Annotated in this window: 20 protein-coding genes; 9 read left to right on the top strand and 11 right to left on the bottom strand. The window is 65.2% G+C overall.

What is annotated here, in order from left to right; translation table 11 throughout:
* Positions 1-27 precede the first annotated feature (27 nt).
* Together AC3EDY_RS13250 and AC3EDY_RS13255 are read right to left on the bottom strand one after the other, a co-directional pair.
* Positions 28-903: a ZIP family metal transporter gene (locus tag AC3EDY_RS13250; protein WP_488572971.1), complete on the bottom strand. Its 876-nt coding sequence runs from the start codon at positions 901-903 to the stop codon at positions 28-30.
* Positions 900-1862 (bottom strand): manganese catalase family protein, encoded by a 963-nt coding sequence (locus tag AC3EDY_RS13255; protein ID WP_488572972.1) that lies wholly within the window; start codon positions 1860-1862, stop codon positions 900-902. Before AC3EDY_RS13255 ends, AC3EDY_RS13250 begins: the two co-directional genes overlap by 4 nt.
* Before the next feature lie 236 nt (positions 1863-2098).
* Between AC3EDY_RS13255 and AC3EDY_RS13260 the strand changes: the two genes are divergently transcribed.
* Complete coding sequence (locus AC3EDY_RS13260) at positions 2099-2311, top strand: hypothetical protein (RefSeq protein ID WP_488572973.1); 213 nt, start codon at positions 2099-2101, stop codon at positions 2309-2311.
* An 8-nt stretch (positions 2312-2319) separates the two neighbouring features.
* Here AC3EDY_RS13260 and AC3EDY_RS13265 read toward each other — a convergent pair whose 3' ends face one another.
* Positions 2320-3258 (bottom strand): DMT family transporter, encoded by a 939-nt coding sequence (locus AC3EDY_RS13265; protein WP_488572974.1) that lies wholly within the window; start codon positions 3256-3258, stop codon positions 2320-2322.
* A gap of 122 nt (positions 3259-3380) precedes the next feature.
* Here AC3EDY_RS13265 and AC3EDY_RS13270 point away from each other — a divergent pair, with 122 nt between their 5' ends.
* A complete protein-coding gene (locus AC3EDY_RS13270) occupies positions 3381-4787 on the top strand; it encodes an aminotransferase-like domain-containing protein (protein WP_488572975.1) in 1407 nt (468 codons plus the stop codon).
* 5 nt (positions 4788-4792) lie between these two features.
* Here the strand turns inward: AC3EDY_RS13270 and gnd are convergent, their stop codons facing one another.
* Entirely contained in the window at positions 4793-5773 is a 981-nt protein-coding gene (gene gnd / locus AC3EDY_RS13275; protein ID WP_488572976.1) for a phosphogluconate dehydrogenase (NAD(+)-dependent, decarboxylating), read from the bottom strand.
* 166 nt (positions 5774-5939) lie between these two features.
* Here gnd and AC3EDY_RS13280 point away from each other — a divergent pair, with 166 nt between their 5' ends.
* The 5 genes from AC3EDY_RS13280 to maiA all read left to right on the top strand — a co-directional run bounded on the left by AC3EDY_RS13280 (position 5940) and on the right by maiA (position 10199).
* Positions 5940-6407: an Lrp/AsnC family transcriptional regulator gene (locus AC3EDY_RS13280; RefSeq protein ID WP_488572977.1), complete on the top strand. Its 468-nt coding sequence runs from the start codon at positions 5940-5942 to the stop codon at positions 6405-6407.
* 112 nt (positions 6408-6519) lie between these two features.
* On the top strand, positions 6520-7665 hold the full coding sequence (gene hppD, locus AC3EDY_RS13285) for a 4-hydroxyphenylpyruvate dioxygenase (RefSeq protein ID WP_488572978.1): 1146 nt from the start codon (positions 6520-6522) through the stop codon (positions 7663-7665).
* On the top strand, positions 7665-8246 hold the full coding sequence (locus AC3EDY_RS13290) for a VOC family protein (protein WP_488572979.1): 582 nt from the start codon (positions 7665-7667) through the stop codon (positions 8244-8246). Before hppD ends, AC3EDY_RS13290 begins: the two co-directional genes overlap by 1 nt.
* Entirely contained in the window at positions 8243-9541 is a 1299-nt protein-coding gene (gene fahA / locus AC3EDY_RS13295; RefSeq protein ID WP_488572980.1) for a fumarylacetoacetase, read from the top strand. The genes AC3EDY_RS13290 and fahA overlap by 4 nt, the downstream gene beginning before the upstream one ends.
* 10 nt (positions 9542-9551) lie before the next feature.
* Complete coding sequence (gene maiA / locus AC3EDY_RS13300) at positions 9552-10199, top strand: maleylacetoacetate isomerase (RefSeq protein ID WP_488573000.1); 648 nt, start codon at positions 9552-9554, stop codon at positions 10197-10199.
* On the opposite strand, the gene AC3EDY_RS13305 is transcribed toward maiA, so the two are convergent.
* The 6 genes from AC3EDY_RS13305 to AC3EDY_RS13330 all read right to left on the bottom strand — a co-directional run bounded on the left by AC3EDY_RS13305 (position 10190) and on the right by AC3EDY_RS13330 (position 20628).
* The gene (locus AC3EDY_RS13305) at positions 10190-10591 is read right to left on the bottom strand and encodes a hypothetical protein (protein WP_488572981.1); all 402 of its coding nucleotides are present in this window, start codon (positions 10589-10591) and stop codon (positions 10190-10192) included. The genes maiA and AC3EDY_RS13305 overlap by 10 nt on opposite strands.
* A gap of 77 nt (positions 10592-10668) precedes the next feature.
* Entirely contained in the window at positions 10669-12165 is a 1497-nt protein-coding gene (locus tag AC3EDY_RS13310) for an efflux transporter outer membrane subunit (RefSeq protein ID WP_488572982.1), read from the bottom strand.
* Complete coding sequence (locus AC3EDY_RS13315; RefSeq protein ID WP_488572983.1) at positions 12165-15359, bottom strand: efflux RND transporter permease subunit; 3195 nt, start codon at positions 15357-15359, stop codon at positions 12165-12167. Before AC3EDY_RS13315 ends, AC3EDY_RS13310 begins: the two co-directional genes overlap by 1 nt.
* Entirely contained in the window at positions 15356-18505 is a 3150-nt protein-coding gene (locus tag AC3EDY_RS13320) for an efflux RND transporter permease subunit (protein ID WP_488572984.1), read from the bottom strand. The genes AC3EDY_RS13315 and AC3EDY_RS13320 overlap by 4 nt, the downstream gene beginning before the upstream one ends.
* Complete coding sequence (locus AC3EDY_RS13325) at positions 18502-19740, bottom strand: efflux RND transporter periplasmic adaptor subunit (RefSeq protein ID WP_488572985.1); 1239 nt, start codon at positions 19738-19740, stop codon at positions 18502-18504. The genes AC3EDY_RS13320 and AC3EDY_RS13325 overlap by 4 nt, the downstream gene beginning before the upstream one ends.
* Before the next feature lie 150 nt (positions 19741-19890).
* The gene (locus tag AC3EDY_RS13330; protein WP_488572986.1) at positions 19891-20628 is read right to left on the bottom strand and encodes a Crp/Fnr family transcriptional regulator; all 738 of its coding nucleotides are present in this window, start codon (positions 20626-20628) and stop codon (positions 19891-19893) included.
* 184 nt (positions 20629-20812) lie between these two features.
* Here AC3EDY_RS13330 and AC3EDY_RS13335 point away from each other — a divergent pair, with 184 nt between their 5' ends.
* Complete coding sequence (locus AC3EDY_RS13335; RefSeq protein ID WP_488572987.1) at positions 20813-21127, top strand: hypothetical protein; 315 nt, start codon at positions 20813-20815, stop codon at positions 21125-21127.
* Positions 21124-21675, top strand: a complete 552-nt coding sequence (locus AC3EDY_RS13340; RefSeq protein ID WP_488572988.1) for a CinA family protein — start codon at positions 21124-21126, stop codon at positions 21673-21675. The genes AC3EDY_RS13335 and AC3EDY_RS13340 overlap by 4 nt, the downstream gene beginning before the upstream one ends.
* 22 nt (positions 21676-21697) lie before the next feature.
* Here the strand turns inward: AC3EDY_RS13340 and AC3EDY_RS13345 are convergent, their stop codons facing one another.
* On the bottom strand, positions 21698-22279 hold the full coding sequence (locus AC3EDY_RS13345; protein ID WP_488572989.1) for a DUF4142 domain-containing protein: 582 nt from the start codon (positions 22277-22279) through the stop codon (positions 21698-21700).
* Positions 22280-22662: the final 383 nt, after the last annotated feature.

Here is a 22662-nt window from a genome sequence, read left to right on the forward strand (position 1 = left end):
GAAGGGAAAGGCGCGGGGCCGGCGAGGTCAACCGAGCGTGATGTCAAGCACGCACATCACGGCAAGCCCCCCGGCAAAGGTAAAGGCAGGCAGGTTGGCCGATCGGCGCGGTGCGCGGCGCGTCTGCTCTCGCATGTGCCCGACCAGATCGGGAATGATTTGGCAGAATACGATCAGCAGCATGGCGCCGGCGGCCAGCGCCAGCCCCCATGGCAACAGGCGCTGCACGAGCGCGACCAACACCGCGCCGGCCGCGCCTGCGACCGGTTCGACCAGGCCCGATGCGGCCCCGCCGGCAAATGCGCGCAGCCGAGACAGGCCCACCCCCGCCAGGGCACAGGCCACCGCAAGGCCTTCGGGCAGGTTCTGCACGCCAATGCCGATGGCGGTGGAAAGGCCGCCCTGCAAATTTCCGCCGGAAAAGGCCATGCCCACGGCGGCGCCTTCGGGAATGTTGTGCAGCACGATCGCCAGGCACAGCACCCACACCGGACGCGGCACGCCCAATGATGACGCGCAGAGCCCGGGGCCGGGCGCTGCCGCCGCGATGCCTTTATCCCCGGGCCGGGGTGCCTCGGCAATGCCGTCTGGCACGGGGCCGTCGGGCACGGGCAGCCAGCGCCCCAGAAGGACCATGATCCCTGCGCCGATCAGCGTTGCCAGCAGCACCAGCGCGATCGCCTGGTCCCCGGGAAATCCCTGCGCCCGCGCTGCGACGATTGCGGGCAGGATCAATGAAAAGACCGATGCCGCCAGCATCACGCCGCCGGCAAAAGCCAGGTAGGCGCGTTGCCGGTCTGCATCGGCGGCGCGCAGGCCCAGCACGGGCAACGCACCGATGCCGGTTGCAAGGCCAGTGCCCAGGCTGGCCAGACAACCGGCGGCAATGGCGCCACCGATCAATGGCTTGCAGGGCGCCGCGACTGGGCCATCTCGCGTGCTTCGGCCACGTTGGCCGCCCCGCCGAAATCCTGATCGTCGACTTTGCCCGCGCCAGGTCCGGCGCCCAGGCTTACCCCCGTAGCCAGATCAAGCGCCGGATTGGACTGAAGCCGCGTCATCATCGCGCCGGCGTTGGCCTGGTCCGCGGCGTTCAGGGAAACGGTTGCCTGACCGTCACCGTCATCGACCGGCAGGTTGCCGGCGATGTCGTCAAGCTTGATCCATTGCTCGCCCTGGTTCCACGGCCCCACCGCATCGCCTTCGCCCTGCGACGCGTTGACATAGATATCGGTGTAGGGCGCAACGCCCGGCAACTTGCCCGGGGGAAAATTGTCGGCGATCGAATAGAGCGCCTTCTCAAAGCTTTTCTGGTGGGCGATCTCGCGGGTCATGAGAAAGCCGAGGGCGTCCTTGATGCCCGGGTCATCGGTAATGGCGATCAGCCGTTCATAGATGATCTTGGCCCGGCTTTCGGCCGCGATGTTGGAGCGCAGATCGCAGGTCGGATCGCCGCGGCTGTCGATATAGGCCGCCGTCCAGGGCACGCCGGCGCTGTTCGTCAACGAAGGGCCGCCGCCATAGAGCAGGGCTTCGGTATGGCTCACACCGCCCGCATTCAGCGCCATGAACAGTTCGGCCTCGCCCATCGCCGCCTCGGCAAGCGCGCCCTTGGCACCCTTGTTCAGCATCGCCACGATCGAGCCGATCACTTCGAGATGGCTCAGTTCCTCGGTGGCGATGTCGAGCAGCATGTCCTTGCGGCCGGGGTCCTCTTCGGACAACCCCTGCGTGAAATAGCGCATGGCAGCGGCCAGTTCGCCGTCGGGGCCACCGAATTGCTCAAGCAGCATGGCTGCCAGCGCCGGATTGGGTTCGGCCACGCGCACTGTGTATTGCAGACGCTTGTTGTGCATGAACATGACAGGGTCCTTGTTTGGATGCGAATGATTGGCCACATCCATGGAATGCGGCCCGCACGTGGTGCGTTGTCCAGCAGCCAATGGACCTTTGCCGGCCTCGTTCCGGCCTACACGGGCGGGCGCTTACCTGTGTAAGGACAATGCCGGCCGCGGCACTCACCGTGCCCGCACTATGGAACGATGGTCCGCAGCAAACGTTCGATGGTCGATTTTCCCTATTTCGAAAGGACCTGCTCGTGATCGGTCAAATCGTTTCCGCCGTGGTCGGCAAAAAGCTTGCCGAACGCACCCCGGGCATCAGCGAGGGTGGTGGCGCGCTGCTTGGCCTTGCCGCTTCGACGCTGGCGCGGCGCCTGGGGCCACTCGGTATCGTCGCCATGGCAGCTGGCGGCTGGATCGCCAGCCGCCAGATGGCCAAGCGCCAGAACCGCCAGTCCGGGTCTTACTGAGTTCCTGATCAGGCCCTCCCGGTCTCAAGGCTTTCGCAGGCCCGCACATCCGCAAGCCGGGCGCCGGGCCTGCGCCGACCTGTAGCGAAACGGCGGGCGCAAAGCGCGCTTGTGGCAACGATCGCTATTGCCGGCAGGGCAGCAGGGCTGATCGTCTCGCCCAAAAACAGTGCGGCCATGCCAAGGCCGATGAACGGCTGAACCAGCTGCAATTGGCCCACGCTGGCGATCCCGCCCAGATCGAGGCCACGATACCAGAAAATGAATCCTACCAGCATCGAAATTACCGAAACATAGGCCACCCCGACCCAGCTTTGCCAGCTTACGCCGGCAAGCGCCGCCGCCCGGGGGTGCAGAGCCAGGGTGCCCACGCATGCCGCGGGCAGGCACAGCACCAAGGCCCAGCAAATCACCTGCCAGCCGCCCAGCGCACGGGTCAGCACCGCGCCTTCGGCATAGCCCAGCCCGCAGACCACTACGGCGGCGACCATCAGCCCGTCGCCAAGCAGCGAACCGCCACCGCCTCGCGAAAGTGCAAAGCCGGCCACCGCCAGAGCGCCCAGAACCGCAAAGGCCCAGAAGGCGGCGGGCGGACGTTCCTTGCCACGCAGCACGCCGAATGTGGCGGTGCTCAAAGGCAGCATGCCGGTAAACACGAGAGAGCGCGACGCCGAAATATGCTCCAGCGCCATCGCGGACAGCAGCGGGAAGCCGAGTACGCAGCCCCCGGCGACAATGACCAGCGCGCGCCATTGCCGCCGCGTGGGCACGGGCTGGCGGCTCAAGGCCAGCGCAGCCCCGGCAATGAGCCCGGCGATCAATGCACGCACGCTGGTCAGCAGCAGCGGAGCAAGGCCGAGAACCGCCAGCCGCGTCGCCGGCATGGAGCCGGCGAACATGATCACGGCGACCATGCCGTTGGCCCAACCCCGTTGTTTCGCGTCCATTTTGCAGTCTGTCCTTCGCCATGCACCACGCAGGCTTCAATGCCCCCAAAACCGGTGGCGTTGCCAGATACAGAGCGATACAGTTGGATCATTCTGTACCAGTCAATGGGGTAATACAGTCAATGGCCGAAACCCGCATCAATCACGTGGTGCAAGGCATTCGCAACCGCATCGCCGCGCGCCTGCTTTGTGCCGGCGACCGTTTACCCTCGGTGCGACAAAGCGCGCGTAACTTTGGCGTTTCGCCGGCGACCGTGGTTGAAGCTTATGACCGGCTTGTGGCCGACGGGCTGATCCAGGCCGTGCCGCGGTCGGGGTTCTTCGTCAGCCATCTTGGCAGCGCGCCGCAAAGCCCCTCGGCCCGGGGGCCGCGGCGCGACCACGCGATCGATCCGTTCTGGGTGTCGCGACAATCGCTGGACAACAGCGGCGCTTTTTCCATGCCCGGCTGCGGCTGGCTGCCGGCCGAATGGATGCCCCAGGCCGCCTTGCAGCGCGGCCTGCGCGAGGCTGCGCGCGATCCGGCCTGTCTGCTGCACTATGGCACGACGGCTGGCGATCCGGCACTGCGCCGCCAGATCGCGCTACGCTTCGCCGCCGACGGGCTGGTGTGCGACCCTGATCAGATCCTGCTGACGACATCGGGATCGGCGGCGATCGATCTCATCTGCCGCTTGCTACTGCGCCCGGGCGATACTGTGCTGCTCGATGATCCCTGCTATTTCAACTATCAGGCGCTGGTGGCGGCGCACGCGGTGCGCGCGGTCAGCGTGCCGTTCGGCCCCGACGGGCCAGACCCGGATGCTTTTGCCGCGGTGGGCGCGGCGGAACGGCCGCGCTTGTATCTTACCAATTCCAGCCTGCACAATCCCACCGGTGGCCGGCTGACTCTGCCCACCGCGCACCGCCTGCCCGCCATTGCCGCGGCGCACGGGATGGTCATCGTCGAAGACGACATCTTTGCCGATTTTGCGCCGGGCCGCCCGACGATGGCCGCGCTCGACGGGCTTGCCGGCGTGATCCGCGTGGGCAGCTTTTCCAAGACCATCTCGGCATCGGTTCGCTGCGGCTACATCGCCGCCCGGGCGGAGTGGATCGCCGCGCTGGCCGATCTGCAACTGGCCACCGGTTTCGGCGGACCCAGCCCGCTGGCCACCGCGGCACTGTGCCACGTCCTGGCCCACGGCGCCTATCGGCGCCACATCGACCAGCTGCGCCGCAAGCTTGCCCGCGTCCGGCGGCAGGTAGCCGGCCAGCTTGCCGGTCTAGGCATCGTTACACCCATGTCCACCGGCGACGAGGCTGGGGGTTTCACGCTATGGTGCCGCCTCCCGGCTGGAATGGACAGCGCCGTGTTGGCCCGGCACTGCCTTCGGCAGGGCGTGATCCTTGGCCCGGGCAACGTGTTCAGCCCCAGCCAAAGCGCGGCGTCGTTCATGCGCTGGAACGTCGCGCATACCAGCGATCTCGCGCTGACGACATTGGCCCGCGCCATGGCGGCCCCAGCCGAACAAACGGTTGCGGAATGAAGCGGTTATTTCGCCGGTTCCAAGTGTCCGCCAAAGCCGAAGCGCATGGCCGACAGCACCTTGTCGCCAAAAGTCGTCACCGTGCGACTGCGATAGCGGGCATAGAGCGCCGCCGAAAGGACATAGGCCGGAACAGCCTCTTCCATCGCGGCTTCCACCGTCCAGCGACCTTCGCCCGAATCCGCGACGATCCCGGAAAAGCCTTCGAGTGTGTGGTCGCGCGCCAGGGCATCTGCGGCCAGATCGAGAAGCCAGGAGGAGACCACGCTGCCCCGGCGCCAGGCCTCGGCAACGTCGGGCAGATTGAGTGCGAAGCGCTCGTCTTCGGGCAAGGTGTCCGATGCCTTGGACCTGAGCAGATCGAACCCTTCAGCAAATGCCGCCATCATTCCGTATTCGATGCCGTTGTGCACCATCTTGACGAAATGGCCAGCGCCCGCCGGCCCGGCATGCAGATAGCCCATTTCCGGGCGTGGATCGGCATCGGCAGCGCGGCCGGGCGTGCGCGCCGCCATACCCGGGCCTGGGGCCAACGCTTGCAGGATGGGGTCGATCGCGGCCACCGCATCGGCCGGCCCGCCCACCATCATGCTGAACCCGCGTTCGAGCCCCCAGACGCCGCCGGACGTGCCGATATCGATGTAGTGGATGCCTTTTGCCGCCAGAGCCCGTGCGCGGCGGATGTCGTCCTTGTAAAACGTATTGCCGCCATCGATCACGATATCCCCGGGTCCGGCGATTTCGGCCAGCGCGGCAATCGTGGTTTCGGTAATGGTGCCTGCCGGCAGCATCGCCCAGAAGACGCGCGGACCATTCAGCAATTGTGCGGCATGCTGCAACGATGTTGCGCCTTGCGCACCCTGGGCGACAGCGTCCGCGACCGCCTGCTGTGAAATGTCGTAAGCGACGATTTCATGCCCGGCACGCATCAGACGGCGGGCAATGCCCGCGCCCATCCGGCCCAGACCGATAATGGCAAGACGCATGCAAATCATCTCCTGCGAAACAGCAACTTGAGCGTAACTTGCAAGGTCACGGCGGGCAACAGGAGACGCGCCGGCGCACTGGCGTCGGCTTGCCCAAGGCATAAGGTTGTTGTTGCGGCTTAACGCAACGGTTGCATGTATCGTGCTATTGATGCACGGATCGCGCATGGACCGCACCGATCATCGCATCCTTGCGCATCTTCAGGCCAATGCCGCAGCCAGTCACGCCGAATTGGCCGAGGCGGTGCATCTTTCACCCTCGCAATGTTCCCGGCGTATTGCCCGCCTGCACGAAACCGGCGTGATCAGAGGCCAGGTGGCCTTGCTCGACGAAGCCGCGCTGGGGCTGGGGGTGGAAGCTTATGTCATGGTGACGATGGCATCCTATGGCCGCGATGTGGTTGGCGGTTTTCACGAGCGGATCGCCGGGCTTGCCGCCGTGGTCGACTGCTGCGCGCTAACAGGCGACGCGGATTACCTTCTGCGCATCGTGGCCACGGATCTGGCGGCCTTCACCCGTCTGCTCAATGAAGAAATCCTGGGTCATGGCGATGTCGCCAGCCTGCGTTCCTCGATCGTACTCGATCGGATCAAGCGTACAACAGCGCTGCCCCTGCCTGAGCCGCATGGTTGACGCGCAATATGCAGATTTGATGCGTAATCTTTGCGTTTATGCCAGTTATCGGTAAAAACTTCGCGCGGACCTTGCATCGACTTTGCGTTAGATTACATGCATCGAGCTGGTCATGAAGCGTGGCCGGCGCCTTGCTGATGGAGAGCTTGCCGTGGCCGCATCGACCGATCTTTTCGATAATCCCCTGGGCCTCGATGGTTTCGATTTCATCGAGTTCGCCAGCGCCGATCGCGGCAGCCTGGGCCCGGTGTTCAGCCGCATGGGCTTTACCCATGTCGCCAATCACCGCAGCAAGGACGTGGAGCTGTGGCGTCAAGGCGGCATCAATCTGATCGCTAACTATCAAAAAGGCAGCCCGGCAGCCTATTTTGCCGCCGAGCATGGCCCTTCGGCCTGCGGCATGGGTTGGCGCGTGCGCGACGCGGCCAAGGCCTTTGCCGCCGCGGTCGAGCGTGGGGCCGAGCCGGTGGACGTGCAGACGGGGCCGATGGAATTGCGCATTCCGGCCATTCGCGGCATCGGCGGTTCGATCATCTATCTGGTCGATCGTTATGCAGGCGGCCAGTTCGGCGATCTTACCATCTATGACATCGATTTTGTCTATCTGCCCGGGGTGGATCGCCATCCGGTGGGTGCGGGCTTCACCACGATCGACCATCTGACGCACAACGTTTATGGCGGGCGCATGGCGCATTGGGCGGGTTTCTACGAGCGGGTATTCGGCTTCCGCGAAATCCGTTATTTCGACATCAAGGGCGAATACACGGGCCTGACCAGCCGCGCGATGACCGCGCCTGACGGCAAGATCCGCATCCCGTTGAACGAAGAATCGCAGAAGGGTGGCGGACAGATCGAGGAATTCCTGCGCGCCTACAACGGCGAAGGCATTCAGCACATTGCCTTTTCCTGCAACGACCTGATTGCCGGCTGGGATCACCTCAAAGCCATCGGTACGCCATTCATGACAGCGCCGCCGGCCACCTATTATGAAATGCTGGAAGAGCGCCTTCCCGGCCATGGCGAGCCCGTGGAGGAACTTCAGAAGCGCGGCATCCTGCTCGATGGTTCGACCGTGCAGGGCGATCCGCGCCTGCTGCTGCAGATCTTTTCGGAAACGCAGATCGGGCCGGTGTTCTTCGAGTTCATTCAGCGCAAGAAAGACGAAGGCTTTGGCGAGGGCAACTTTACGGCCCTGTTCGAAAGCCTGGAGCGCGACCAGGTGCGTCGTGGCGTGCTCAAGGTGGGGGAGGACGCCTGATGACCGCCTCGCAAAACCAGATTCCGCAGCTTGCCGGGGTGCATCACGTCGCCTATCGCTGCCGCGACGCCAAGCAAACGGTGGAATGGTACAGCCGCGTTCTGGGCATGACCTATACAACCGCCTTTGCCGAGGATCATGTGCCTTCGACCGGCGAATTCGATCCCTACATGCACATCTTCCTCGATGCAGGGAACGGCAACGTGCTGGCCTTTTTCGAGTTGCCGAACCAGCCCGAAATGGGCCGTGATCCGGCAACGCCCGCGTGGGTTCAGCATCTGGCGCTGAAAGTGGCCGACGAAGCCGCCCTGCTGGCGGCCAAGGCGCATATCGAGGCGCAAGGGGTGGACGTACTCGGACCCACCTGGCACGGGCTGTTCAAGTCGATCTATTTCTTCGATCCAAACGGGCACCGGCTGGAACTGGCTTGCGATATCGGTACGGCCGAACAGCTTGAAATGGCACGCGCCGTCGCACCGGCCATGCTTGACGAATGGGCCGAGACCCGCCGCGCCCCTCGCCACGCCGCCTGGCTGCACGCGCAGCCGGCCGACGAAGGTGGCGAGGGACAGACCGTATGATCGACCATACCCACGATCCGCGAGCCACCAGCTGGGTGGAAAGTGCCAATGGCCACGCGGATTTTCCGGTGCAGAACCTGCCGCTGGGGGTGTTTTCGCCCGCCGGCGGCGGGGCGCCGCGCATCGGCACCGCGATCGGCGATCGCGTGCTGGATCTGGCCGGCCTTGCCGCCGATGGTGCGTTGCCGTCGAGCCTGGCCGACGCCCTGGCACAGCCGACGCTCAATGCACTGTTCCGCCTTCCGGTGGCAGAGCGGGTGGCATTGCGCCATGCGCTGTTCGCGCTGTTGACCAGCGAGCAGAGCCGGCTGCAAGTGACGCCGCACCTTCACGGCGGCGCCGACGTGACGCTGCACCTGCCGTTCGCGATCGGCGATTACACCGATTTCTATGTCGGCATTCACCATGCCACCAGCATCGGCAAGCTGTTCCGGCCCGACAACCCCTTGCTGCCTAACTACAAGCACGTTCCGATCGGCTATCACGGCCGCGCTTCGTCGGTGCGCGTCTCGGGTGCGCCGGTGGTGCGTCCATGGGGTCAGCTGAAGGCGCCTGATGCCGACGCGCCGGTGCATGCTCCCTGTCGCCGGCTGGATCATGAACTGGAACTGGGCCTGTGGATCGCGGGTGACAATGCGCTGGGCGAGCCGGTGCGGATCGACCGGGCGTGGGACCGGATCGGCGGGCTCTGCCTGCTCAACGACTGGTCGGCGCGCGATGTCCAGGCCTGGGAATATCAGCCGCTGGGGCCGTTCCTGGCCAAGAATTTCTCCACCACGATTTCGCCCTGGGTGATCACCGCGCAGGCACTGGCGCCGTTCCGCGTGGCCGCCGCTGCCCGGCCGGAAGGCGATCCGCAACCCTTGCCCTATCTGCAGGAAGCAGGCGACGGCGCGCTGGCGATCATGCTGGAAGCGAGCCTGCAAACCGCCGCCATGCGTGCGGCGGGCCTTGCGCCCCACAAGCTGAGCCAGGGCCGCACGGAACAGGCGATGTATTGGACGGCAGCGCAGATCGTCACGCACCATGCATCGAACGGCTGCGATCTCCATGCCGGCGATCTGCTCGGCACGGGCACGTTGTCCGGCCCGACGCCGGAAAGCGCCGGCAGCCTTATGGAATTGAGCCAGGGCGGCAAGGCACCGATTGCCCTGCCCAATGGCGAAACCCGTACTTTCCTTGAAGACGGTGACGAACTGGCGCTTCATGCCCGGGCCGAACGCGACGGCTTTGCCAGCATCGGTTTTGGCCCCTGCACCGGCCGGATATTGCCGGCCCGCCAGCCCTGGGGATGACACCGTGGGCCTGACACTGCACGGCTATTGGCGCTCGGGCGCGGCATGGCGGGTGCGCATCGCCCTGGCGCTCAAGGGATTGGATCATGCGGACAGCACGCACGATCTGCGCACTGGCGCCCAGCGGGACGCTGCCTATCTGGCAGCCAATCCGCAGGGCCTGGTGCCCGCGCTCGACGTGGGGCAGGGCGACGAACCGCCGTTGACCCAATCGCTGGCCATTATCGAATGGCTTGACGAAACCTACCCCACGCCGCCGCTCCTGCCAGCCGACGCTTTGGGCCGCGCACGCGTGCGGGCCATGGCGCAGGTCATCGCCTGCGATGTCCATCCCCTGGGCAATCTGCGCGTGCTGCAGGCCTTGCGCGGCGATCTTGGTGCAACGGATGCGCAGGTTCAGGACTGGTTGTCGCGCTGGATGGGTACTGGCCTGGGCGCGCTCGAAACGATGACGGCGCGCTGGGGCGGGGCCTTCGTCCACGGCGATGTGCCAGGGCTGGCCGATTGCTGTCTCGTGCCGCAGATCTATGCGGCGCGCCGGTTCGGCGTGGACCTGACGCCCTATCCGCGGTTGCTGGCGATAGACGCGCGCTGCGCCGAGCATCCTGCCTTTGCAACGGCGCATCCCTCTGCGCAGGCTGACGCCGATCAGGCCTGATCGGTGGCGGGGGGCGCAGGCGGCCCGGGAAAAGGAAAGCGGCCGTCTTTCTCTAAAGTCTGTTCCAAAGTGCTGGCGTTCAGGATCAGCCCTTTTTCCGTCACCACCCGAAAGCTTTTGCGGGTATCCTTGTCCCAACGGAGCATGAGCCGCACGATCTTGGCAAGCGGTTCGGGACGCACGCTTTCGACGCGCTGAAAGACCGCGGACCGATCATCCTCGGGGGGCGACGCCGACCATTCCAGCCAGGCACGTTCGGTCCAGTCGATCGTCACAGACGGCCCCGTGTCATATTGCGATGCCAAACAAACCTGCTGCACAGCAAAAAATTGCAGTTCCCTAGCAAAAACTATACGATTTGCGGGAAATTGCAATTGCTCGCTCTCAATCAAGCAACATGGCACAGGAATTACGCTGCAATGCAGCAGTGCATCGCCGCGATGGCGTGCAATCGAGGCGCGCAGCGATACTACGGTCGCGGCGCGGGCGCCGGGGGGCTGCCGTCGGCATTGGCCGGGGGCTGGGCCGGCGGCTGATCGGTCCAGCGGCCGCCCACCGCCTGGGCCAGAGCGATCGCCGCGGTCTGGCGATCGATCACCGATTGAATTTCCGTTTGGCGCGATGTCAGCGCGTTCTGCTGAGCGGTGATCACCGTGTTGTAATCGATGATCCCATTGCGATACTGGTTGAACGTGACGGTTTCGGCCTGAATTGCCGCGGCGGCCGCCTCGCTGCGGCGAGCGGCAACTTCGGCCAGGATCCGCGTGCCGGCCAGATTGTCTTCGACCTGCTGGAAAGCTGCCAGCACTGTCTGGCGATAGTTGGCAACGGCCTGTTCGTATTGCGCTCGCGCCTGTAGCACATTGCCGCGCCGCGCGCCGAAATCGAGCAGAGTCATGGTGGTGCTGGCGCCGATCGACCACAGGCTGGTCGCTGCGCGGAACAGCTGGCTCAGCATGCCGCTGTTCGTGCCGAGGCTGCCCGAAAGCGTGGTGTTCGGGAAATAGCCGGCTTTCTGGATGCCGACATTGGCATTGGCCGCCGCGACACGCCGCTCGGCCGCGGCAATATCCGGGCGGCGTTGCAGCAGCGCCGTGGGAACCTGCGCCGGAATTTCCGGCACCACGGGTTTCCAGTCCACCGGGGCAATTGAAAACGTCGACGGGTTCTCGCCCACCAGCACGGCAATGGCATGTTCCAGTTGCGCCCGCTGCCGGTCGAGATCGGCGCGCTGGGCCTGGGCATTGCTCAACGTCGTTTGCGCCTGGAACACATCGGCATGGGAAACCGTGCCGGCATTGTAATTGTTCGTCGTGATGGTCAGGGCCTTGATGTAATCGGCCACGGTGCGATCCAGCAGCAGGCGCTGGGCATCGATGCCGCGCAATTGCACATAGTTGGTGGCAAGTTCGCCCTGCGCGGACAGCGTGGCGTTGGCCAGATCGCCGGCGCTCGCTTGGGCTGATGCCTTGGCCTGGTTGACCGCGTTGCCCAGCCGCCCCCACAAATCCGGCTCCCAGCTGACGCCGATGGACAGCGAATAGCGCGAGACGACGGCGCCGGTATTGGTAAGCGTGGCGCCCCCGTTGCCCACCACATTCTGGCCCGCCAGCGTTTCCGAACGGGTTTCGCTGGCCGATCCGGTTACCGAGGGAAAAAGCGCCGAACGCTGCACCTGCACCAGCGCGCGCGCCGCCTGATAGGCCGCGCGGGAGCTTGCCACGTTCTGGTTGGTGACCTCGACACGGCGTTCCAGCGCATCGAGCACCGGATCGCGGAACAGGTCCCACCAGGCGCCACGGGCCACCGCGTCCGACGGCACGGCAACGGACCAGCCCGGCTCCTCCTTGAATTGCGCCGGCATCGCGCCGATTTCGGGCCGTTGATAACGCGGCGCCATCGAGCAGCCGGCGAGGCAGAAAGCCGGAATCACGAGCACGGAAAAGCAGTGCAGGCGTGTGCGCATCAAGCGGGTGCTCCTTGAGCGGGCGGGGGCGGGGTCACGCGGCGGCGGCGGCCCCGGCGACGAAAGCGGTCGAGCGCCAGATAGACCACGGGCGTCGTCATCAGGGTCAGCACCTGGCTGGCGACCAGGCCGCCGAAAATCGCGATGCCAAGCGGACGGCGCAGTTCGGCCCCGTCGCCAAAGCCGATAGCCAGCGGCAGGGCGCCCAGTGCCGCGGCCAGCGTGGTCATGAGGATCGGGCGAAACCGCTTGAGGCACGCCTCGCGCACGGCTTCCACCGGTGCAAGGCCCTGGCTGCGCTCGGCTTCGAGCGCAAAGTCGATGATCATGATCGCGTTCTTCTTGACGATGCCGATCAGCAGGATGATCCCTATCAGGGCGATGATATCGAACTGTCCGCCGCTGCCGATCAGCGCGATCATCGCGCCCACCCCGGCCGAGGGGATCGTGGAAAGGGCGGTCAGCGGGTGAATCGCGCTTTCGTAGAGCATGCCCAGCACGATGTAGATCGTCACCAGGGCCGCCACGATCAGCAGTGGCAGCGTGGCGGTGGATTGGGCAAAGACTTTTGCCGTGCCGCCGAAATCGCCATGGACGCTGGCCGGCAGGCCAAGGCTGCCCTGCACCTGCGCAATCAACTGCGAGGTCTGCCCGAGGGAGACGCCAGGCGGCAGGTTGAACGAGATCGTTGCCGACGGTTCGCCATCGGAATGATTGACCTGCGCATTCGTGGCACGCACATCCCAGTGCGCGATGGCCGAAAGCGGCGTCATCGTGCGCGCGGTGGTGCTGACCGCGCTGCCGCTGGCCACCGTCGCGCCACCCGATGCGGTGCCACTCCGACCGTTGAGGTTGGCCGACGAGACCGGCGAACTGATAGCGCTGCCCACGGGGAGATAGATGTTGTCCAGCGCTTCGGGAGAACCGTTGAACTGGCGCGCTGCTTCCATCACCACGTGATACTGGTTGAGCCCGGAATAGATGTTGGCCACCTGGCGCTGCCCGAAGGCATCGTAAAGTGTGGCATCGACCGTCTGCATCGGGATGCCCAGCCGTGCCGCAGCATCGCGGTCCACCGCGACAAAAGCCGCCGCGCCGGCGTCCTGCTGATCGATATCGACATCGGTGATGAGATCGCCGTGGGTCTTTAGCGCATCGACCAGCTTCTGCCCGGCGGCTTTCAGAACATCGGCATGATCGGCCTTTAGCACGTATTGATAGGTGCTGTTGGTCTGCCGTCCACCGGCCTGGAGATCCTGCACCGGATTAAGGAACAGGCTGACCCCGCGCACCCGCGCCAGCTGGGGACGCAGCCGGGCGATCACTTCGGTAACGGACGGCCGCTGCGACCGGTCCTTGAGCGTGGCGAACAGGAATCCGCCGCCCGCGCGTGACCCGCCGGCAAAGGCGACCACGGTCTCGATAGCCGGATCGGATTTGACGATGCGGGTTATCCGCGTCAGCTTTTCCTGCAGGTCGTTGAACGAAATGGCCTGGTCTGACCGCAGACCGCCCACCAGGCCGCCGGTGTCCTGCTGCGGGAAAAAGCCTTTGGGCGATACCGCAATCAGCCACACGTTGAGCGCCACGGTGAGCACCAGCACCAGCATCACCAGGCCGCGGTTGGCCAAGGCCCAATCAAGATTGCGGGCATAGCGCGCTTCCGACCATTCCACCCAGCGGCGCGCCGTGCGCATCACCCAGCTTTTGTTCTGGCGCCCGTCGAGCAGGCGGGCCGCCAGCATCGGCGTGGTGGTGAGCGAAACGACCAGGCTGATCGCCACGGCAACTGCCATGGTGACTGCAAATTCCTGAAATAGCCGCCCGACCAGCCCGCCCATGAAAATCAGCGGCACGAACACCGCCACGAGGCTCACCGAGATGGAAAGGACGGTAAAGCCCACTTCGCGTGCGCCTTTCAGCGCCGCGGCAAGCGGAGGCATGCCGTCCTCGACATGGCGGTTGATGTTTTCGACCACGACGATGGCATCGTCCACCACGAAGCCGGTGGCGACGGTCAGTGCCATCAGTGAAAGATTATCGAGCGAATAGCCGGCAAGGTACATCACCGCCAGCGTGCCGAGCAGCGAGGCGATCACCGCCACCGCCGGAATCAGCGTGGCCCGCCAGGATTGCAGGAACAGCCCCACTACCAGCACGACGAGCAGCGTGGCGATCAGCAGCGTCACTTCCACCTCATGCAGCGAGGCGCGGATCGTGCCCGTGCGGTCGGCCGCGATCGAGAGGTGGATATCGGGGGGCAGAGCGTCCTGCAACGGGCCCATCTGCGCTTTTAGCGCGTCGACCGTTTCCACGATATTGGCGCCGGGCTGGCGGCTGATCAGGATCGGCACCGCGCGCTCGCCGTTGAACAATCCCGTCGTGCGGATGTCTTCGGGCCCGTCGCTCACCGTGGCGATGTCGGAAAGGCGCACGGCCGCGCCGTTCCGCCAGGCGATCACCGTATCGCTGTAATCCCTGGCGTAGCGCCCGGCCTGGTTGGAATAGACCTGGAAACTGCCGTTCCCGGTATCGAGCACGCCGCGGGGGCGGTTGGCGCTTTCCGATTGCAGCGCGGTTCGCACGTCCTCGAGCGCGATGCCGGCGCGCGCCAGGGCAAGCGGATTGACTTCGACCCGCACCGAGGGAAGCGCCGCGCCGCCCAGTTCCACGTTGCCAACGCCCTGCACCTGAAGCAGCTTTTGCTGCACGACGTTGGAAACCGCATCGTAGATTTCCGACGGGTTGCGCGTGTCCGACGTCAGCGCCAGGATCAGTACCGGCGCTTCGGCGGGATTGACCTTGCGATAGCTGGGGTTGCTTCTGAGCGTGGCGGGCAGATCGGCGCGCGCGGCGTTGATCGCGGCCTGCACATCGCGGGCGGCCCCGTCGATATTGCGCGAGAGATCGAACTGCAGGATGATCTGCGTCGATCCCACGCTTGATCGCGAAGTCATTTCGGCGACGCCGGCGATCGTGCCCAGCCGCCGCTCGAGCGGGGAGGCCACGCTCGATGCCATGGTCGAGGGGCTTGCGCCGGGCAGATTTGCCTGGACCAGGATCGTGGGAAAATCGACTGCCGGCAACGGCGCGACGGGCAGGTTGAAGAATGCCGCCACGCCCGCCATCATCAGCCCGATCGTCAGCAGGATCGTGCCGACCGGGCGCCGGATGAAAGGCGCGGAAATGTTCATGCGCGGCCTGGTTCGGGCGTCCCGGCGGGGGCATGGCGCGCCGCTTCGCGTCGCTCGCGCCAGCGTTCCAGGGCAAGGAAGATCACCGGCGTCGTGAACAGCGTCAGCACCTGGCTGAAAATCAGGCCGCCGGCGATGGCAATGCCCAGCGGTTGGCGCAGTTCATGCCCCATCCCGCCGCCAAAGATCAGCGGCAAGGCGGCAAACAGCGCGGCAAACGTGGTCATCATGATCGGGCGGAAACGCAAGTGTGCCGCCTGGCGGATCGCATGATCGGGATCGGCGCCCTGCGTGCGCATCGCCTCGAGGGCGAAATCGATCATCATGATCGCGTTCTTTTTCACGATGCCGATCAGCAGGACGATACCGATGATGCCGATCACGCCCAGCCCCGATCCCGTCAGCCACAGGCCCAGCAGCGCGCCGATCCCCGCCGAAGGCAGCGTCGAGAGGATAGTGATCGGGTGGACGAAGCTTTCGTACAGCACGCCCAGCACGATGTAGACCACCAGAATCGCGGCCAGGATCAGCCAGACCTGGTTGGAAAGCGAAGACTTGAAAGCCGAAGCGGCGCCTGAGAAGTTGGTGGTGACAGCAGCAGGCATGCCGATGTTCCGCTCGGTCGTTTCGATCGCGGCAACGGCTTTGCCCAGCGAGACGCCGGGTGCCAGATCGAAGCCGATGGTTGCGGCGGGAAACTGTGCCTCGCGCGAAACCACGAGCGGGGTGGGGCCGGTGCGGATCGTGGCGACGGTGGACAGCGGCACGGTGGTGTTGTTGGGCAGCGGAATGCGCAGATCCCCCAACGCCTGAGGACTGGTGACCGAACCGGGTTGCGCTTCCAGAATGACGCGGTTCTGGCTCGATTGGGTGTAGATGGTCGAAACGATGCGCTGGCCGAAAGCGTCATAGAGCGCATTGTCGACCGTGAGCACCGAAAGACCGAGGCGCCCGGCGATATCGCGGTTGATGTCAACCGTCACGGCCTGCCCGCCGCTCATCACGTTCGAAGTGACGTTGCGCAGATGCGGATCGTCGCGCAAGGCTTGCGCCAGCTTGTCGCCCCATTGATCGACCAGCGCCTGATCCGCGCCCTGCAGCGAGAACCGGTAGGCGTTCACGCCGGTCGAGGTGTCGATGGTCAGATCCTGCACGGGGCGGAAAAAGACCTTGACGCCGGGGATGCCGGCAGTTGCCTGGGTCAGGCTGTCGATCACGTGGGCAAGATCGCCGCGTGTGCGCTCGCTCTTGAGATTGACGACCATGCGCCCTTGCGAAAGCGCGGGATTCTGCCCATCCACCCCGACGGACGAACTGAGGCTGTCGACCGCCGGGTCGGCCAGCAGCGCCTGCGCCACCTGGCTTTGCAATGCCGTCATGCGGGCATAGCCGATATCCTGCCCGGCCATGGTCGTTACCGCGATCTGCCCGGTATCCTGTTGCGGAAACAGGTCTTTGGGAATGATCCAGAACAACAGCCCGGTGATTGCCAGCGTGGCGGCGAAGACCGCCAGCGTGAGGCCGCTGCGCGCCATGACCCAACCGAGTGCATGCATGTAACGGGCGGCGAGGCGGTCGAACCAGGCCCTGGTCGCCTGCGTCAGGCGGAATTGTCGTTCCTCGTGTTCCGGTTTGAGCCAGCGCGCGGAAAGCATGGGGACGAGAGTCAGCGCCACCAGCGCGGAAATCAGAATGGTGACGGCCAGCGTCACCGCGAACTCGCGGAACAGGCGGCCCACCACATCGCCCATGAACAGCAGCGGGATCAGCACCGCGATCAGCGAAACGGTGAGCGAGATGATAGTGAAGCCGATTTCGCTCGCGCCTTTGAGCGCGGCTTCGAATGGGCGCATGCCGTCCTCGATATGGCGCGCGATGTTCTCGAGAACGACGATGGCATCGTCCACCACGAAGCCCGAGGCGATGGTCAGTGCCATCAACGTCAGGTTGTTGATGGAAAAATCGAGGAAATACATCGCGGCAAAGGCACCGACCAGGGAAAGCGGCACGGCGATGCTGGCCACCACCGTGGCGCGCAACGAACCCAGGAACAGGAAGATCACCAGCGTGACGAGAACCACCGCCAGGATCAGTTCCAGCCGCACGTCGGCCACCGAGGCGCGGATGCCGGCGGTCCGGTCGGTCAGCAGCGTCACGTGGACGTCGGCCGGCAACTGCGCTTCCAGTTCGGACAGCGACGCCTTGATCGCATCGACCGTGCCGATGACATTGGCGCCGGGCTGCCGCTGCACGTCGATCACGACGGCCGGTTCGCCGTTCATCCACGAGGCGATGCGCGTGTTTTCCGTTGCCTGCACCACGTTGGCCACGTCCGCAAGGCGGACCGGCGCGCCATTGGCAAAAGCGATGACCAGATCGCGATAGCTGGCGACATCGGTCAACTGATCGTTGGCATCGATCGTCCAGCTTTTGGTCGGGCCGTCGAAGCTTCCCTTGGCGGCATTGACGTTGGCATTGGCAATCGCGCTGCGGATCGATTCCAGCGAAAGCCCGCGTGCGGCAAGGGCCGGCGCGTTGGCCTGGATCCGCACGGCCGGCCTTTGCCCGCCGGACATGGACACCAGCCCCACGCCGGAAACCTGGGCGATCTTGTTGCTGAACTGCCGTTCGACAATGCCCTGCACTTCGCCCAGCGAGCGGGTTTTCGAAGTGATCCCCAGCGACAGGATCGGCGCATCGGCGGGATTGACTTTGGCATAGATCGGCGGGGCAGGCAGATCGGAAGGCAATAGGTTGTTGGCTGCATTGATCGCCGCCTGCACTTCCTGTTCGGCGATATCGAGCGGCAGATCGAGGCGGAACTGCATGGTGATCACCGATGCCCCCGCGGACGAGGCCGAGGTCATCCGGGTGAGGCCGGCCATCTGGCCGAACTGCCGCTCCAGCGGAGAAGTGACGGTCAGCGCCATCACGTCGGGGCTGGCGCCAGGGTACAGCGTGGTGACCTGGATCGTGGGATAATCCACCTGGGGCAGCGCCGAAAGCGGCAGGATGCGATAGCAGACGAGGCCGGCCAGGAAGATCGCCACCATCAGCAGCGTGGTTGCCACCGGGCGCAGGATGAACAGCCGGGACGGCCCGCCGGGCTGGGCAGGGGCGGTTTCATCGGGCGCGGACGTGCTCATCCCGCGTTGCCGTTGCGACGCTGGCCCCGGCCGCCGGCCCCATTGCCGCCCCTGCCGCCAAGGTTGATCCTGGCCCCGTCTTCCAGCCCGTCCGCCCCCGCGGTCACCACTGGGGCACCCGCCGCAAGACCCGAAAGGATCGCCATGCGATCACCCGTCGAAGGCCCCGCCTTGACGACCGTGAGCTTGACCGTGTTGTCGGGCCTGACGACGAACACGAAATCGCCCTGGCTGCCGTGGCGCACGGCGCTGACCGGCACGGTGACCACGTTACGGAGCGTCTGCACCAGCATCGAGACATTGACGAAAGCACCGGGGAACAGAACATTGCCGGCATTGGCAAAGCGCGCCTTGGCTTTTACCGTGCCGGTCGTGGCGTCGACCTGGTTGTCGAAAGTCAGGAAACGGCCGGTGGCAAGGCGCGCGGCATTGTTCTGATCGCTGGCATCGACGCGCAGGCCGCTGCCAGCACCCGCGCTGTGCCCGATGGCCGCGAGTTGGGCCTGGGGCAGCGCGAAATTCACGTCGATCGGATCGACCTGAGTCACGATCACCACGCCGTTGGTGTCGGAAGGCGCCAGGTAGTTGCCGATGTCCACCTGGCGAATGCCGACCCGGCCCGAAATCGGCGCTCTGATCGAGGTATATTCGAGGTTCAGTTCGGCCGTGCCGATGGCGGCGCGATCGGCCGCGACCGTGCCCATCAGCTGTCCCACCGTGGCGCGTTGCGTATCGACTTGCTGGCTCGCGATCGAATCCTGTTTCAGCAGCGTGATATAGCGCTCAAGGTCGAGCCGGGCAGCTTTGAGCTGTGCCTCGTCGCGTGCCAGATTGGCGCGGGCCTGGTCCAGGGCCAGGCGATAGGGACGCGGATCGATCTGGGCCAGGACCTGGCCCTTGCGAACCATCTGCCCTTCCTGGAACAGGATATCGAACAGCACGCCGGAAAGCTGGGTGCGAACGGTGGCGGTGACGATGGGTTGCACCGTGCCCAGCGCGTTGACCGTCACCGGCACGTCTGCCAGGGCGGCTGGCGCGATATTGACGGCAGCTGGCGGGCGGCCGCTCGGCCGATCGCCGCCGCGCTTGGCCACCCAGCGGGCACCTAGCGCCACGGCCAGAAAAGCTGCCAGAATGGCAAGGGCGATCAGCCACTTGCGCTTGCGGCTTGTCGAACGATGAAAAGGCGGCTCTTGCTCCGGGGAAATAGGAATATTCGCTTCGGCAGCGTTCATCTAGAAAACCCTTGCATCACCATCGAATCGACTGCCCAAAGCGAGCCGCCCGGTTTTCGGCCATGGTCTGGCAGGGCGCAAGGAAACTTGTTTCTCGATTTGTATCAGCGATCTTGCGCCGATCGGAGGCGCGGCGGGCATGGCGCGGGGTCAGGCCAGCTGCTGGTGGTCGCAGCGGTCGGTTCGTTGGTCAAAACGCGGCATGTGCAAATAGCGCGGGGCAAAGCCGCAGAGCCGGGCCAGGCGTTCCGGATCGGGAAGCGTGATCGTACGGCCTTGCCATTGCAACAGACCCCGTGCGCGTAGGTCCTGGATCACGCGGTTCACGTGGACCGATGTAAGGCCGGTGGCCTCGGCAAGACTGATCTGGGTCAGCGGCGCGGTGAACGCCCCGTCCCGGGTCAATTCCAGCGCGTCCAGCCGGTAATGCAGCTCGCACAACAGATTGCCGATCCGGTTCAGCGCCGGGCGAGCCGCCAGATTGAGCGTCCATTCACGCTGGATGCCCAGCATGGCGCAACTGTCGAAAGCCAGCGCCTGACGCAAGCCGTCCGAACGCTGGCACACGCGATCAAAGGCTTCGGGCGCGATCAATGCGCATTGCATCTCGCTCATCGCGCCGATGGAATGATCCATCTCTTCGACAACGAGCGCGTTGGGATTGCACATGTCACCAGGCAACAAAAAAGCCACGATCTGGCGCCGTCCGTCTTCGAGCAACTTGTAACGGCAGCCCCATCCTTCGGTGATCACTTTAAGGAAGTGGATGGGCGCGCCCTCGCGGATCAGGTCGGTTCCGGCAGGAACGATGCGGCGTTCCGCACGCAAAAGCCCGTCGAGCAGATCGCAATCCATGCGATCGAGCGCGACATAGCGCGAAAATTTCATCCGTAGCGCGTTCATTGGCCCCTGCGTCGGGGCCTGCCCGTATATGGCCCCGAGACCTGCAGAACCGACGGAGGAACCGCCTGTTCCCGGTGCTAACCGATGTTTGTTTCGCGGGGCGATCCTGGCCCGTGCGGGTTGACCACTGCTGCAAGGCCTTTTGCTTTGGAAGAAAGGATGCCCCCGCATGCCGGATCGTTCGCCTCCCCAGCCCCCGGTCCCGCCGCGTGAGGTGCGGGGTACCCCATTCGATCAGCAGGGTGTCAGCCAACAGGGAGCCCGCGAGGAAGAGCGTGCCAATCCGGGCCAGCTGACCGAGGGCACCGGCGGCATGGGCGCGCCACCGCCAACGCCCACCGATATCGGGGAGCATGCGCCCGATCCTGTGCCGCTGCCGCCCGGCAGCCATGGCAAGGATGGCGCCGATGGCCCTGAAAGCGAATCTCCGCGCAATCCGGGAGCCGCAGCCGGGCAGAATGCGGGCCCAGGCCGGCGCTTATGAACCGTCCGTGGATCAGCGAGGGGTGCAGCGACCTGCAGCAAGCCTGCGCTCAGGATGCGGCACCCCTGCTTGACAGGGCGCGGCGCATTCTGGCTTTGGCGGCAAGCCACGGCGTGACCATCGCCACAGCCGAGAGCTGCACCGGCGGCCTCATTGCATCGCTGTTTACCGATATCGAGGGATACGGTCGCTGGTTCGACCGCGGGTTCGTTACCTATTCCATGGCCGCGAAAGCGGAAATGCTGGGTATCGATCCGATCGAGTTGCGGCGGCATGATCCGGTAAGCCGCGCCATTGCCGAAGCGATGGCGCACGGGGCATTGGCTAACAGCCGCGCGGATCTGGCCGTGGCGGTGACCGGCAACGCCGGCCCTGGCGGCCCGCGGGACGAGCCGGGCCTGGCCCATATCGCGGTGGTGCGGCGGGGCGCGCCGGCCCTGGTGCGCGAGTGCCACTATGGCAGCCGCACGCGCGATGCGGTGCGGCTGGAACTGGCAGGCGCGGCCATGGCCATGATGGAAGACATGTTGGGTACGGCCGGCAGGTAGCGCTGCCGGCCGTGTTCCAAGCTTAACGGCTGTGGTGGTGGCCAGCCTTGCCGTGCCCCTGCTGGCCGTCCAGCTTGCCCAGCATGTCGGCATGATGCGCCACGACCGTCGCGATGGCGTTGGCCGTCGTGCGCAGGGCCGGCTTGTCGCCGCTTTGAGCATAACTGCGATGCAACGCAAGCCCGGTGGCATGGGCATCGCGCTGGCCGGCCAGATAGACCTGCTCCGCCGCCGTGCCTTCGGCCTGGCGCAGTCCGTCGAGAGCAGCTTGCTGCGCCGGATCGAGCACGGGCGAGGGAGCGGCAAGCCCGTCCTTCCGCGCCGCTTCGGCGAGGCGGGCCGTGGACCGGCTATGATCCTGGATCATGCTGCGGGCGAAATTGGCCACTTTGGGCGAGGGTGACTTGGTTAAAACCAGGCGAGAGGATTCGATCTCGAACCGGTCGCCAGCGGCGGCCTTGGCAAGATAAGTGGGCGTGTCGAGAGACGTCGCGGCGGCATTGCTGGGCGATTCGATGCTTGTATCTGGCTGGGCTGAAGCGGCAAAAGCAGCGGACCCGGCGATCAGCGGCAGCAGAACGGCATATCTGGCAAACTTGGGCATGGCGATTTTCCTCATCGGCGTTGAACGGGTTCGTCAGTGCCTGGCAGGCGAGGGGGCGATGCGGATCGCCGCTGGCGAAAGCCCGGGCCACTTCTCGGTGCCTGGACAGGGCATGTGATCCTGCCAGCGATCGAACGGAACGGGCGGGGCAGGGGGGCGGATAGCAGGCACGGGTTCAGGCATGGATCGTCTCCCGATAATTTTGCATCCACAACGATCCATCCCCGACGCCGTTGCGCCACTCCAACATGGGTGAACAAAACCAACGTCACGCCAAACAGAACGGCCCCATGCTGAGGCTGGTCTGTTTTCGGGCATATCGCCTCAGTAACGGTTTTCCCAACCCCCGGCGCCAGGCGCGGGCTGCGAAAGAAGCACATGTC

This window comes from Novosphingobium sp. DS6-6, assembly GCF_057784975.1.

Excerpts from the sequence above, each read along its gene's own strand:
- hppD (WP_488572978.1), top strand. The coding sequence starts at position 6,520 with ATGAAGCGTGGCCGGCGCCTTGCTGATGGAGAGCTTGCCGTGGCCGCA.
- fahA (WP_488572980.1), top strand. The coding sequence starts at position 8,243 with ATGATCGACCATACCCACGATCCGCGAGCCACCAGCTGGGTGGAAAGT.
- AC3EDY_RS13340 (WP_488572988.1), top strand. The coding sequence starts at position 21,124 with ATGAACCGTCCGTGGATCAGCGAGGGGTGCAGCGACCTGCAGCAAGCC.
- AC3EDY_RS13265 (WP_488572974.1), bottom strand. The coding sequence starts at position 3,258 with ATGGACGCGAAACAACGGGGTTGGGCCAACGGCATGGTCGCCGTGATC.
- AC3EDY_RS13320 (WP_488572984.1), bottom strand. The coding sequence starts at position 18,505 with ATGAGCACGTCCGCGCCCGATGAAACCGCCCCTGCCCAGCCCGGCGGG.
- AC3EDY_RS13290 (WP_488572979.1), top strand. The coding sequence starts at position 7,665 with ATGACCGCCTCGCAAAACCAGATTCCGCAGCTTGCCGGGGTGCATCAC.
- AC3EDY_RS13280 (WP_488572977.1), top strand. The coding sequence starts at position 5,940 with ATGGACCGCACCGATCATCGCATCCTTGCGCATCTTCAGGCCAATGCC.
- AC3EDY_RS13255 (WP_488572972.1), bottom strand. The coding sequence starts at position 1,862 with ATGTTCATGCACAACAAGCGTCTGCAATACACAGTGCGCGTGGCCGAA.
- AC3EDY_RS13335 (WP_488572987.1), top strand. The coding sequence starts at position 20,813 with ATGCCGGATCGTTCGCCTCCCCAGCCCCCGGTCCCGCCGCGTGAGGTG.
- gnd (WP_488572976.1), bottom strand. The coding sequence starts at position 5,773 with ATGCGTCTTGCCATTATCGGTCTGGGCCGGATGGGCGCGGGCATTGCC.
- AC3EDY_RS13330 (WP_488572986.1), bottom strand. The coding sequence starts at position 20,628 with ATGAAATTTTCGCGCTATGTCGCGCTCGATCGCATGGATTGCGATCTG.
- AC3EDY_RS13345 (WP_488572989.1), bottom strand. The coding sequence starts at position 22,279 with ATGCCCAAGTTTGCCAGATATGCCGTTCTGCTGCCGCTGATCGCCGGG.
- AC3EDY_RS13325 (WP_488572985.1), bottom strand. The coding sequence starts at position 19,740 with ATGAACGCTGCCGAAGCGAATATTCCTATTTCCCCGGAGCAAGAGCCG.
- AC3EDY_RS13270 (WP_488572975.1), top strand. The coding sequence starts at position 3,381 with ATGGCCGAAACCCGCATCAATCACGTGGTGCAAGGCATTCGCAACCGC.
- AC3EDY_RS13315 (WP_488572983.1), bottom strand. The coding sequence starts at position 15,359 with ATGAACATTTCCGCGCCTTTCATCCGGCGCCCGGTCGGCACGATCCTG.
- AC3EDY_RS13310 (WP_488572982.1), bottom strand. The coding sequence starts at position 12,165 with ATGCGCACACGCCTGCACTGCTTTTCCGTGCTCGTGATTCCGGCTTTC.